Source organism: Streptomyces sp. NPDC050287, from assembly GCF_044459385.1.
GTDB lineage: Bacteria > Actinomycetota > Actinomycetes > Streptomycetales > Streptomycetaceae > Streptomyces.
The window spans coordinates 205,243-216,221 of record NZ_JBITIY010000009.1 but is presented as its reverse complement, the minus strand read 5'-3'; the positions used below and the strand labels follow the sequence as shown (position 1 = coordinate 216,221).

General features: G+C 69.4%; 10 protein-coding genes. 3 read left to right on the top strand and 7 right to left on the bottom strand.

The genetic code is table 11. The features are described from left to right. Window positions 1-15: 15 nt before the first annotated feature. From ACIBK3_RS30730 to ACIBK3_RS30715, 4 genes are all read right to left on the bottom strand, one after another. Window positions 16-591 carry an ATP/GTP-binding protein gene (locus ACIBK3_RS30730; RefSeq protein ID WP_030667332.1) on the bottom strand — a complete coding sequence of 192 codons (576 nt, stop codon included), beginning with the start codon at window positions 589-591 and terminating at the stop codon, window positions 16-18. After that, window positions 572-967, bottom strand: coding sequence for a DUF742 domain-containing protein (locus ACIBK3_RS30725; protein WP_399370673.1), 396 nt, complete (start codon window positions 965-967; stop codon window positions 572-574). Before ACIBK3_RS30725 ends, ACIBK3_RS30730 begins: the two co-directional genes overlap by 20 nt. Window positions 968-1,079: 112 nt before the next feature. Beyond that, on the bottom strand, window positions 1,080-1,493 hold the full coding sequence (locus ACIBK3_RS30720) for a roadblock/LC7 domain-containing protein (RefSeq protein WP_030667329.1): 414 nt from the start codon (window positions 1,491-1,493) through the stop codon (window positions 1,080-1,082). A gap of 9 nt (window positions 1,494-1,502) precedes the next feature. After that, window positions 1,503-5,360, bottom strand: coding sequence for a nitrate- and nitrite sensing domain-containing protein (locus ACIBK3_RS30715; RefSeq protein ID WP_399370672.1), 3,858 nt, complete (start codon window positions 5,358-5,360; stop codon window positions 1,503-1,505). 600 nt (window positions 5,361-5,960) lie between these two features. On the opposite strand from ACIBK3_RS30715, the gene ACIBK3_RS30710 reads away from it, so the two are divergent. From ACIBK3_RS30710 to gltX, 3 genes are all read left to right on the top strand, one after another. Next, a complete protein-coding gene (locus ACIBK3_RS30710; RefSeq protein WP_399370671.1) occupies window positions 5,961-6,152 on the top strand; it encodes a hypothetical protein in 192 nt (63 codons plus the stop codon). 187 nt (window positions 6,153-6,339) lie between these two features. Then, window positions 6,340-7,134, top strand: coding sequence for a fumarylacetoacetate hydrolase family protein (locus tag ACIBK3_RS30705; protein WP_399370670.1), 795 nt, complete (start codon window positions 6,340-6,342; stop codon window positions 7,132-7,134). After that, window positions 7,127-8,653 (top strand): glutamate--tRNA ligase, encoded by a 1,527-nt coding sequence (gene gltX / locus ACIBK3_RS30700; protein WP_399370669.1) that lies wholly within the window; start codon window positions 7,127-7,129, stop codon window positions 8,651-8,653. Before ACIBK3_RS30705 ends, gltX begins: the two co-directional genes overlap by 8 nt. A gap of 65 nt (window positions 8,654-8,718) precedes the next feature. On the opposite strand, the gene ACIBK3_RS30695 is transcribed toward gltX, so the two are convergent. The 3 genes from ACIBK3_RS30695 to ACIBK3_RS30685 form a co-directional block, all read right to left on the bottom strand. Then, window positions 8,719-9,657: a DUF3800 domain-containing protein gene (locus ACIBK3_RS30695; RefSeq protein WP_399370668.1), complete on the bottom strand. Its 939-nt coding sequence runs from the start codon at window positions 9,655-9,657 to the stop codon at window positions 8,719-8,721. A 163-nt stretch (window positions 9,658-9,820) separates the two neighbouring features. Beyond that, window positions 9,821-10,021, bottom strand: coding sequence for a DUF397 domain-containing protein (locus ACIBK3_RS30690; RefSeq protein WP_399370667.1), 201 nt, complete (start codon window positions 10,019-10,021; stop codon window positions 9,821-9,823). Beyond that, window positions 10,018-10,863, bottom strand: coding sequence for a Scr1 family TA system antitoxin-like transcriptional regulator (locus tag ACIBK3_RS30685; RefSeq protein ID WP_399370666.1), 846 nt, complete (start codon window positions 10,861-10,863; stop codon window positions 10,018-10,020). Before ACIBK3_RS30685 ends, ACIBK3_RS30690 begins: the two co-directional genes overlap by 4 nt. Window positions 10,864-10,979: the final 116 nt, after the last annotated feature.

Genomic DNA, 10,979 nt, shown 5'->3' with positions numbered 1-10,979 from the left:
CGGACGATTTGGACGCTACCGCAGACGTGCCATCAAAGCGTGCTCGACCAGCGTGATCAGAGCACCCTTGGCATCGGAGCGGTGGCGGGCGTCAGTGGTGATGATCGGGGTGTCCGGTCCGATCTGCAGGGCCTCGCGGACCTCCTCGGGCTGGTACGGCTGATGCCCGTCGAAGCCGTTGAGCGCCACGACGAACGGCAGGCCGCTGTTCTCGAAGTAGTCGACGGCCGGGAAGCAGTCGGCGAGGCGGCGGGTGTCCACCAGGACGACGGCGCCGATCGCGCCGCGCACCAGGTCGTCCCACATGAACCAGAAGCGGTCCTGGCCCGGCGTACCGAAGAGGTACAGGATCAGGTCCTGGTCGAGCGTGATGCGGCCGAAGTCCATGGCGACCGTGGTGGTCGTCTTGTCCCCGGTGTGGGTCAGGTCGTCGATGCCCGCGCTCGCGGACGTCATCACGGCCTCGGTGCGCAGCGGGTTGATCTCGGAGACGGCGCCGACGAACGTGGTCTTGCCCACGCCGAAGCCACCCGCCACCACGATCTTCGCGGAGGTGGTCGCCCGCCCTCCGTCAGAGCTTGCGTAGTCCACTGAGCACCCTTTCGAGCAGTGTCACGTCCGGAGCGCCGGTGCTCTCGTCGCCGCCCGGCTGATGGATGGCGACGAGTCCTGCCTCCGCGAGGTCCGCGACAAGGATCCGGGCCACGCCCAGAGGCATGGCCAGCAGCGCCGAGACCTCGGCGACCGACTTCACTTCCCGGCACAGGTGGCAGATCCGCTGGTGCTCGGGGAGCAGCCCCATGAGCGCCGTCGGGTCGGCCGTGGTGCTGATCAGGGCTTCGATGGCGAGCTGGTAGCGCGGCCGGGTCCGGCCGCCGGTCATCGCGTAGGGGCGTACCAGCGGCTGGTCGCCCTCATCCTCGTACGGCTCCGCGTACGGATCATGAGAGGCGGTGGGCGGGGTCATGAGTCCTCCGGGCGGGACAGCAAGATCGATCGGTCATGCCGTCTGAAGTGGCCGGTGGGGGGATTGTGACGGCCGGACGGTGATGTGGTGAGACGGGTGGATCCAGTGCGGGTCAGTGGAGCAGACTGCCTTGGAGCTCGGCGCGCAGGTCGGGCGTGAGCACCGCGCCCGCGCGGTCGACCAGGAGCGCCATCTCGTAACCGACGAGGCCGATGTCGCAGTCGGGGTGAGCGAGTACGGCCAGCGACGAGCCGTCGGAGACGGACATCAGGAACAGGAATCCCCGCTCCATCTCGACGACCGTCTGTGCCACGTCGCCGCCCTCGAAGATCCGGGAGGCGCCGGCCGTGAGTGAGGTGAGTCCGGACGCGACGGCCGCCAGCTGATCGGCACGGTCACGTGGGAAACCCTCGGACATGGCCAGCAGGAGACCGTCGGCGGACACGACGACGGTGTGGGACACCCCGGGGGTGTTGTCCACGAAGTTGGTGATCAACCAGTTCAGGTTCTGTGCCGCCTGGCTCATCGGGCTCAACTAACGCTCCTGCTGGTGAGTGGGGCTCGGGAAGCTCCCGGTCTGGCCGGTACCGGCCTGTCGACCTTGAGCGATGCCCCGACGGAGATTGGTCAGCCGGCCGCGTACGTCGTCAGGCGCACGCGAGACCTGCGGACCGGCTTGGTGCTGTTGCTGCTGAGCCGTGCCCGGGACGAGGTTCGCCCGGGGCACCCTGCGCGGCAGACCGGAGGTGGTGACGCCGCCCGCGGCCGGCTGCCGGACGCGCTCTGCCTGCCGGACGAGTTCGTCGTTCGGCGAGCTGCGCCAGGAGCTGGCGACGGGACGTTGGGGGGCAGCCGGAGCCTCCGGCTGCGGAGGGGCCGCCGGAGCGGGAGCCGAGCCGTTGCCCTGCTGCCCGTTCTGCTGGCCGCTTTGCTGACCGTGGAACCAGTTGGTCTCGAGCGTGTCGTACAGCGGTGTACGGCCGTCACCGGGACCCGCGGGCGGCAGCGCCTCGGGCTCCGGACGGACCGGCCGCTGCTGCGGACGCTGCGGGGCCGGCGGACGCGGAGCGCCGAAGTCGGCGCCCTGCGCGCCGCTGACCTGCGGACGCTCGAACTGGCCAGTGGAGCCACCGTCGTACCCGGGCCGGGCGAACTGGCCACTGGCGCCGCCGAACCCGGGCTGCGGGAACTGTCCGGTCGCGCTGCTGTCGTACGCCTGCGGGGAGGCGAACTGACCCGTGGTCGACGAACTCGCAGGATCGTTCCGGCCGCCCGGGGCGCCGAAGACGTCGGAGCGGACGAACGAGCCGTCGGCGTTCTGGTCCGGCCGGTCGCTGCGGCCGTTCTGCCCGCCGCTCGTGCCCGGGCGGGGGAACTGCCCGGTGTGCTGCGGGGAGCCCGGCGCCGGGGCCTCGAAGTCCGGACGAGGGAACGCAGAGGTGGACGCGGGACCCTGACGGCTCTCGAGCCGCGGGATCGCCGGCATCTCCGCCGTCGCGCCCGGGCCCTGCCGGTCGTCGATCCGCGGCATCCGGGAGGTCTGCGCCGGGTCCTGCTCGTCATGGCCGCGCGGGGTGTCCAGCGAGGCCCGCGGCACCGGCGGCTGCGCGTTCTCGTCGCTCCAGCTGGGCGTACGGGGCTGGTTGCCGCCGGGCAGCTCGGCGCGCGGACCACCGCGCCCGGGCAGCTGCGGCCGACGACGCCGGCCCTGCGGCTCCGAGTCCTTCTTCGAGGGCGGCGACTGCGGGGGTACGGCACCCCGGGCGCCGCCGAAGGAGTCCTGACCGCTCCCGAAGGCGTCCTGGCTGCCGCCGAAGGAGTCCTGACCGCCTCCGAAGGCGTCCTGACCGCCGCCGAACGGGGCCTGGCCCTGCGGACCGCCGGTGCCCGCCGCCTGCAGGCCCTGCGGCGCGCCCGGAGCCGGAGCGCCGAAGCCGGCACCCGCGCCGGCCGGAGCCGGCCGGCCCTGCTGGGGCGCACCCGGACCCTGCGGCCCGCGCGCCGCGCCCGGACGACCGCCCGAGTCCCGCCCGGGCAGCGCGGCCCGCGGTCCCTGACCGGGGTTGAGGCGTCCGCCCGTGGGGGCACCGCCACCCAGCGCGCCGGCGCCGGCTCCGGCGCCGAGGGCACCGCCCGGCTGGCCGGTGCCGCGCCGCGCCGCCGCCACGCCGGCCGCCGCCGCGGCCACGCCGCCACCGGCACCGGCGCCCTGACCGGGCTTCGGCTGGGGCTTCTTGCCGCCCTGGGCGACATCGACGGGCAGCATGACCAGCGCGGTGGTACCGCCGGAGTCGGACGGACGAAGCTGGATGCGGATGCCGTGGCGCTGCGACAGCCGGCCGACGACGAACAGACCCATGCGGCGGGAGACGGAGACGTCCACGGTGGGCGGCGAGGCGAGCCGCTCGTTGATCGCGGCGAGGTCCTCGGGGGAGAGGCCGATGCCGGTGTCGTGGATCTCGATCAGCACCCGGCCGTCGGGCAGCGCGTGACCGGTGACCTTGACCTTGGTCTGCGGGGAGGAGAACGAGGTCGCGTTCTCCAGCAGCTCTGCGAGCAGGTGCACGAGGTCGTTGACGACCCGGCCGGCCACTTCGGTGGTCGGTACGGAGGCCAGCTCGATGCGCTCGTACTGCTCCACCTCGGACGCGGCGGCGCGGAGCACGTCGACCAGCGGGACCGGACGGGTCCAGCGGCGGCCGGGCTCCTCACCCGCGAGGACGAGGAGGTTCTCACCGTTACGGCGCATACGGGTCGCGAGGTGGTCGAGCTTGAACAGCGAGGACAGCTGGTCCGGGTCGGCCTCGCGGGACTCGAGCTCGGAGATGAGCGAGAGCTGACGCTGGATGAGGCCCTGGGAGCGGCGCGAGAGGTTGGTGAACATCGCGTTGACGTTGCCCCGCAGCAGGGCCTGCTCGGCGGCGAGGCGGACCGCCTCGCGGTGCACGTCGTCGAAGGCCGCGGCCACCTGGCCGATCTCGTCCCGGGAGTGCACACCGACCGACTCCACGGACGTGTCGACGTCCTGCGGGTCGGACTCGGACAGCTGCTTGACCAGCTCGGGCAGCCGGTCCTGGGCGACCTTGGTGGCGGTCTCCTGGAGCCGGCGCAGTGAGCGGATCATGGAGCGGGCGACGACGAAGGCGCCGACCAGCGAGATACCGAGGACGAGCAGGATCAGGACACCGGAGATGATCGCGTCGCGCTCGGACTCGTTGCGCAGCTCGCGGGCCTTCTGCTCCATGTCCTCGAGCAGCGTGTGCTCGATGTTGCCCATCTGCTCGATCTTGATCGAGCTGTCGTCCACCCAGTCCTTGTAGGACCGCTTGTCCACCTGCTGCAGACCGCCCGCCTGACCGAAGGCGCGCACGGCGTACTGGTCGGTGGCCCGGATGGTGGGGTTGCCGTCCTCGACGGGCTTGAGGAGCTCGGTGGCGCGGTCCGTGCCGTAGATGCTGCGGAAGGTGGCGAGGTCGGAGTCCTCGCTCTCCTGGGCGCCGTCGGCGTACAGCCGGTCGTTCTCGGTGAGGTTGCCGAAGACGTTGTTGTTGGCGGGCAGTGCCGCCGCGAGGACCGCGCGCTGGACGGACGCGTATTCCTTGGCGGAGGAGAAGGCCGCCAGGGCGCGCGTGCGCGAGATCATCTCCGGGTTGCTGGTGGCCTCCGCCATGTCCTGCGAGAGGTCGAGCAGGTGGGTGATGAGGCGGTGGTAGCCCTCGACGGTCTGCGAGGCGTTGTTCTTGGTCTCGTAGGCCGAGTTGCGGATCTTGGACAGGCCGCTCAGGTCACGGACGAGGCCGACGAGGCTCTCGCGGACGCCCTGGAGGTCGGCGGAGTCGATGTCCTCCGCGGCGTTCGTGAACGACTGCACGGCCCGGTCGGTCTTGGTGCGGTAGCCCTTGACCGTGTAGTCGGTGGCCGCTCCGTGCGCCAGCGGGCCGGCCGACTGGTCGCGCTCCTCCTGGAGCGCGGCGGCGAGCTCGGTGGCCTGCTTGGTCATCTCGGTCAGCAGCTTCATGTTGTCGAGCTGCTGGATGTCGTCCATGGACTGGTTGATGCGCAGGGCACCCAACGAGGTGGCCGCGACCACGGGGAGCGTGAGCAGCGCCACCAGACGCGTGGAGATGCGCCAGTTGCGCAGGGCTATTCGCGAGCCGGGCCCGGACTGACCCCTCGGCGGCTTCACCGGTGGCGTGATCGGAGCGGACGGGCCGGACGCCGTGGACGCACCGGGGCGCCCGGTGCGGCCGGAGCGGTCACCGCCGTTGCCGACCGCGGCCGGGCCCGGGTTCTGGGCGTGCTGGGGCGAGGAGCTGCCGGCCGTCGGGCCAGTCCCGCCATGCGGCTCCGGCTCCGCCGAAGCACTGCCATCCCTCTTGAAACGTCCCTGCACTAGCGTCGCAACCTCTGGACCAGGCGCCCTTCCGCGCGAACGGAAGGACGGTGTCGGCGTCGTAGGGGGCGTCCTGAAAACGCACCCTGATGGTCGTGAGTGACCGGCGCTGGCTCCCCCGTTCTCGCCGCCACTCGGCGCTTCTCTGCGCCCCCTGTGCGCCGGCTCGATCCTGCGGCGGTCCGTGGAATTCCAGCACAGTGCCGGATCTCCAACAAGGCCGTGAGCCGAGCCGTGACCTACATGACAGCACGTGAGTGCGAAGTCACCGGGTGTGCCATGCGATCTCCCTCATAACGGACTTAAGCCCGCGAGTCCCCCGGAGGTAAGGGGTGTCCCAGTCGAGATGATCAGGAGCGGAATGATGGCTTCAGGGGGTCAATGTCCGTTTCGCAAAGGCGTGTCACCCGTCCACTATGACCCTTTTGCCGGTACCTCCGTGAGCAAACTCACACGCAGGCCGGTGGGTGTTCGCGGCTTCGGCGGGGAATGGCGTGTTTAGCCTGACGCTTTACAGGGATGGCACATCCGACAACCCGCGTCGGCCGCGGGGCCCTTCGGCCCGCCCGGCGCACGTACAGGACAGGTCTCGTAAGAACCGTGAAGACGACGATGATGTTCCACAAGATCGCCAACCCGCGGCGCACGACGCTGGCGCACCTGAAGGACGCCGACGAACTGCGGACCCCGGACCAGCCGGAGCACTCCGTCGACCTCCCCGGGCAGACCGCCAACCCCAAGCGTACGGTCCTGATGGAGGTCCCCGCCGCCCGGTCCACCGTCTCGGAGTAGGCGCCGTGGCAGCCGGCCGCGACGAGGCTCTCCGGGAGACCGGGGAGCCTCTTTTGTGCAGCGCCTCCCGCGGAGGTCCCGATGATCATGCCCTGCGACCGGTTAGCCTGGATCGTCCAGCGTCGGCTCGCGGGCACGCCGGTGGCCGACACGCACACCAGTTCTCAGTGAGGGGCGCAAGGATCCCGTGCGCATCGCCAGATTCTCCATCGACGGGAACGTCGCCTTCGGCGCGGTAGAGGGCGACAGGCCGGACGAGCTCGTCCTCGACATCATCAAGGGCATCCCGTTCACGGACTTCGAGCTCTCCGGTACGAAGGTCCCGCTGGCATCTTCCGATTCGGGGACCAGGGTGCGGCTGCTGCCCCCGGTGCTCCCCAACAAGGTCGTGGCCTTCGGCCGCAACTACGCGGACCACGCGCGCGAGCTGGGCAACGAGGTGCCAGACGCCCCCTTCGCCTTCTTCAAGCCGTCCACCTCGGTGATCGGCCCCGGCGACGAGATCCAGTACCCGCCCTTCTCCGAGGACCTGCACCACGAGGCCGAACTGGCCGTCGTCATCGGCCGCATGTGCCGAGAGGTCCCGCGCGAGCGCGTCAAGGACGTCATCTTCGGCTACACCTGCGCCAACGACATCACCGCGCGCGACGTCCAGAAGCGCGAGAAGCAGTGGGCCCGGGCCAAGGGCTTCGACACCTCCTGCCCGCTGGGTCCCTGGGTGGAGACCGACCTGGACCCGTCCGACCTGACCATCCAGCTCACCGTCAACGGCGAGCAGCGTCAGCTCGGCCGCACCGGCGAGATGATCCACTCCATCGAGGATCTGATCGTGAACATCACCGAGGCCATGACGCTGCTCCCCGGCGACGTGATCCTCACGGGCACCCCGGCAGGCGTCGGACCCCTCACCGTCGGCGACGAGGTCGCCGTCACCATCGAAGGCATCGGCACTCTCACCAACAAGGTTGTCAAGCGTGGCTAGCGCACCCTCCCCCAAGCTCTCGGCTTCGCTCGAGCAGGGGGTACCCCCAGCCGCCGTCCGAGTACGGTTCTGCCCCTCGCCCACCGGTAACCCGCACGTGGGCCTGGTCCGCACCGCCCTGTTCAACTGGGCGTTCGCCAAGCACCACAAGGGCACGCTGGTCTTCCGCATCGAGGACACCGACGCGGCCCGCGACTCCGAGGAGTCCTACACCCAGCTCCTCGACTCGATGCGCTGGCTCGGCTTCGACTGGGACGAGGGCCCCGAGGTCGGCGGCCCGCACGCGCCCTACCGCCAGTCGCAGCGCATGGACCTCTACAAGGAGGTCGCGGGCAAGCTCCTGGACGCCGGCCACGCCTACCACTGCTACTGCTCCCAGGAGGAGCTGGACACCCGCCGCGAGGCCGCCCGCGCGGCCGGCAGGCCCTCCGGCTACGACGGCCACTGCCGCGACCTGAGTGCCGAGCAGGTCGAGGAGTACGTGGCCCAGGGCCGCACGCCCATCGTCCGCTTCCGCATGCCCGACGAGACGATCACCTTCACCGACCTGGTCCGCGGCGAGATCACGTACCTCCCGGAGAACGTTCCGGACTACGGGATCGTACGAGCCAACGGCGCGCCCCTCTACACGCTCGTCAACCCGGTCGACGACGCCCTGATGGAGATCACCCACGTCCTGCGCGGCGAGGACCTGCTCTCCTCCACCCCGCGCCAGATCGCCCTGTACAAGGCGCTGATCGGGCTGGGCATCGCCAAGCGGATCCCGCAGTTCGGCCACCTGCCCTACGTCATGGGCGAGGGCAACAAGAAGCTGTCGAAGCGCGACCCGCAGTCGTCGCTCAACCTCTACCGCGAGCGCGGCTTCCTGCCCGAAGGCCTGCTCAACTACCTCTCGCTGCTGGGCTGGTCGCTCTCCGCGGACCAGGACATCTTCACGATGGACGAGATGGTCGCGGCCTTCGACATCGCGGACGTGAACCCCAACCCGGCCCGCTTCGACCTGAAGAAGTGCGAGGCGATCAACGCCGACCACATCCGCCTGCTGGACGTGAAGGACTTCACGGAGCGCTGCGCCCCCTGGCTGAAGGCCCCGTTCGCCCCCTGGGCCCCGGAGGACTTCGACGAGGCCAAGTGGCACGCGATCGCCCCGCACGCCCAGACCCGGCTCAAGGTCCTCTCGGAGATCACCGACAACGTCGACTTCCTGTTCCTGCCGGAGCCGGTCTTCGACGAGCCGAGCTGGACCAAGGCGATGAAGGAGGGCAGCGACGCCCTCCTGCGAACGGCCCGCGAGAAGCTTCAGGTCGCGGACTGGACCTCCCCGGAGTCCCTGAAGGAGGCCGTACTGGCCGCCGGCGAGACCCACGGCCTCAAGCTCGGCAAGGCCCAGGCCCCGGTCCGCGTCGCCGTCACCGGCCGCACCGTCGGCCTGCCCCTCTTCGAGTCCCTGGAGGTCCTGGGCAAGGAGAAGACGCTGGCCCGCATCGACGCGGCGCTGGCGAGGCTGACCGAGGCGTAGGTGCCGCCTGACCCGCACAAGGGCGGCCGCTGTGGAAGCTGCCGCCCTTGTCGTATGCCGCCCGACTACGGCACGAGAGGCAAACCGCCGTCCGGCTCAGTTTCGGGCCGCTCGGGGACCGGCGCTCCTGGCTGGCCCGGGATCGCGGGAGCCGGCACGGTGATGGCCTTCGTGGGCCCGAACATCAGACTGGACGACTGCCGAGTCCTCCGGTCCGATACGACGATCCCGCCCCGCCACTTGCCCAGGGGATCCTGATACCGGAACTGCAACTTCTTGAGCCGCTCTCCGAACTGCTCCCGGAGGGGCTGGTAGGCGTCGTCGCAGTGCACGTTCCAGGTTACGTCGTTGAGGTAGGCGTTACAGGCGATGGGAAACAGCAGCGACGAGACCACTAGGTCCGCGAGCTGGAGAAGCGCATGCGTGTCACTGTGTCCGAAAACCGGTGACTCGATGACTCCGCGCAGACTGTCGCCGCCCGTGCGGTACTTGCGGGTGGTCACACAGTGCACATTGGGTGCGTTCTTGACCTTCGTACGGCTGTCGAGGACCATCATGCCGCGGGAGTGCTCGTGGGCGAGCTGAGCCTGGAAGGTCTCGTTCAGCGCGGCGACGGAGGCCGGGTAAACGCCGGATTCGTCGAACGCCAGCCCTTCCTCCTTGATCCACACACGGGCGAGGATGCGGGTTTCGTGCGCCTCAAGTATGCCGAGCACCGAAGCCACCAGCTCCATGGCTGCGCGCTGCCAGTTGTGGTTGCCGGCTCGGAGGTTCTTGCGGACGTCCGCGCCCTTGATCTCGTGCTGGATCACTTCGGAAAGCTGCTCCGCGTTCCGTAACTGCGGGCGGTACCGCTTCTTGACATCGAGAAAAGCCCAGGTGAGGGACTTGAGCTGAGCCCTGGGTACGGTGAAGCCGCCGACGACGAGAACCGGAGGGGCGTCAGGTCTCGCGGGGTCGAGCGTCTGCCCGTTGCCCGCCTCGTCGATGTAACACAGATGCACCGAACCTCCCGGAAACACGTCTGTGGCCGCCCCCGAAGGGACGGCCACAGGGTCTGCGCAGCCATATGCGCGGTGTTTTGCTTGCTAGGCCCGATCCTGCCAAGGCGGCTACGGACGGTCAAGGCAGGGATCACGCGGGGTTGACTTCGGGGTCGGGTTTCGGTCAGTCCAGGCGGGCCAGGCAGAGGAAGGCGGACCAGGTCGCGGGGTGCACGGTGAGGGTGCCGTGGGCGGGGGCCTTGGAGTCGCGGATGTGGACGGTGGCGGAGGTGGGGGCGATCTCGATGCACTCGCCGCCTTCGCCGCTGCTGTGGCTGCTCTTGATCCAGCGGAGGGACTGGGCTTCGGACCGCTTGATGCTCATAGCTCTCCTTGCAGCAACTTCTCGATGTGGCGCAGCGAATGGGCAGGAGACAGCGCCTGGGCTCGCAGGATTCCATACCGGATGGCCATGCCACGTACGGATTCCCGATCAGTGATCACCTGCCCACGGTCCTGGCTCTCGATGTACGCGGCCTGATCTCCGCCTTCCGGCGTCATCAAGGTGAACGGACCGGCCGCGCCAGGGTGGTCAGTGGTCCGGGTCGGCATCACCTGAATCTCCACGTTGGGGTTTTCTCCGACGAGACGCAAGTGTTCGAGCTGACCTCGGAGCACGTCGACGTTGCCGTATGGGCGTTCCAGCACGGACTCTTCGATCACGAAGCTCAGTGTCGGAGCGGGAGCGCGGTCGAAGATCTTGTGCCTGGCCATCCGTGCGGACACCATTTGCTCGATCTCCATTTGGTTGCGACGCGGGCGCCTCACCGTGAACATGGTCTTCGCGTACTCCTCGGTCTGCAGTAGACCCGGGACCGCGAGGACGGCGTACGCGTGGAACTCGACTGCCTCTTCCTCGATCCGCGCCGCGTCGCGGAAGAAGGCGGGGTAACGGGTCAGCGCCATGGGCCGCTTCATGGCGAGCAGCATGCCTCCGGCTTCCAGCAGCTGATCGAGCTTGTCGATGGTGTTGGGCCGCGGAATGCGCCTTCCTTGCTCAATGGCCGCGACCTGCGCCTCGCTGTATCCGAGGAGCTGCCCCAAGGCGGCCTGGGTATGCCCGGCACGCTCCCGGAGGATCTTGATCTGCCTACCGAACGACCGCAGCAACTCGTCGGCGGGATCCTCACTCCGTCGCACGACGACTTGTTCCGGGACTTGCGTCATGGTCTTCCCTCCAGCACCTGGCTCACCATCACCCCGACAGAACACCCACCGCAGCGGTACAGCCACGCTGTGTAGGGATGTCGTTGCTGGTCAAGGTACGCGCGTCGGCTCACGCT

Excerpts from the sequence above, each read along its gene's own strand:
- ACIBK3_RS30725 (WP_399370673.1), bottom strand. The coding sequence starts at position 967 with ATGACCCCGCCCACCGCCTCTCATGATCCGTACGCGGAGCCGTACGAG.
- ACIBK3_RS30720 (WP_030667329.1), bottom strand. The coding sequence starts at position 1,493 with ATGAGCCAGGCGGCACAGAACCTGAACTGGTTGATCACCAACTTCGTG.
- ACIBK3_RS30690 (WP_399370667.1), bottom strand. The coding sequence starts at position 10,021 with ATGAGCATCAAGCGGTCCGAAGCCCAGTCCCTCCGCTGGATCAAGAGC.
- ACIBK3_RS30685 (WP_399370666.1), bottom strand. The coding sequence starts at position 10,863 with ATGACGCAAGTCCCGGAACAAGTCGTCGTGCGACGGAGTGAGGATCCC.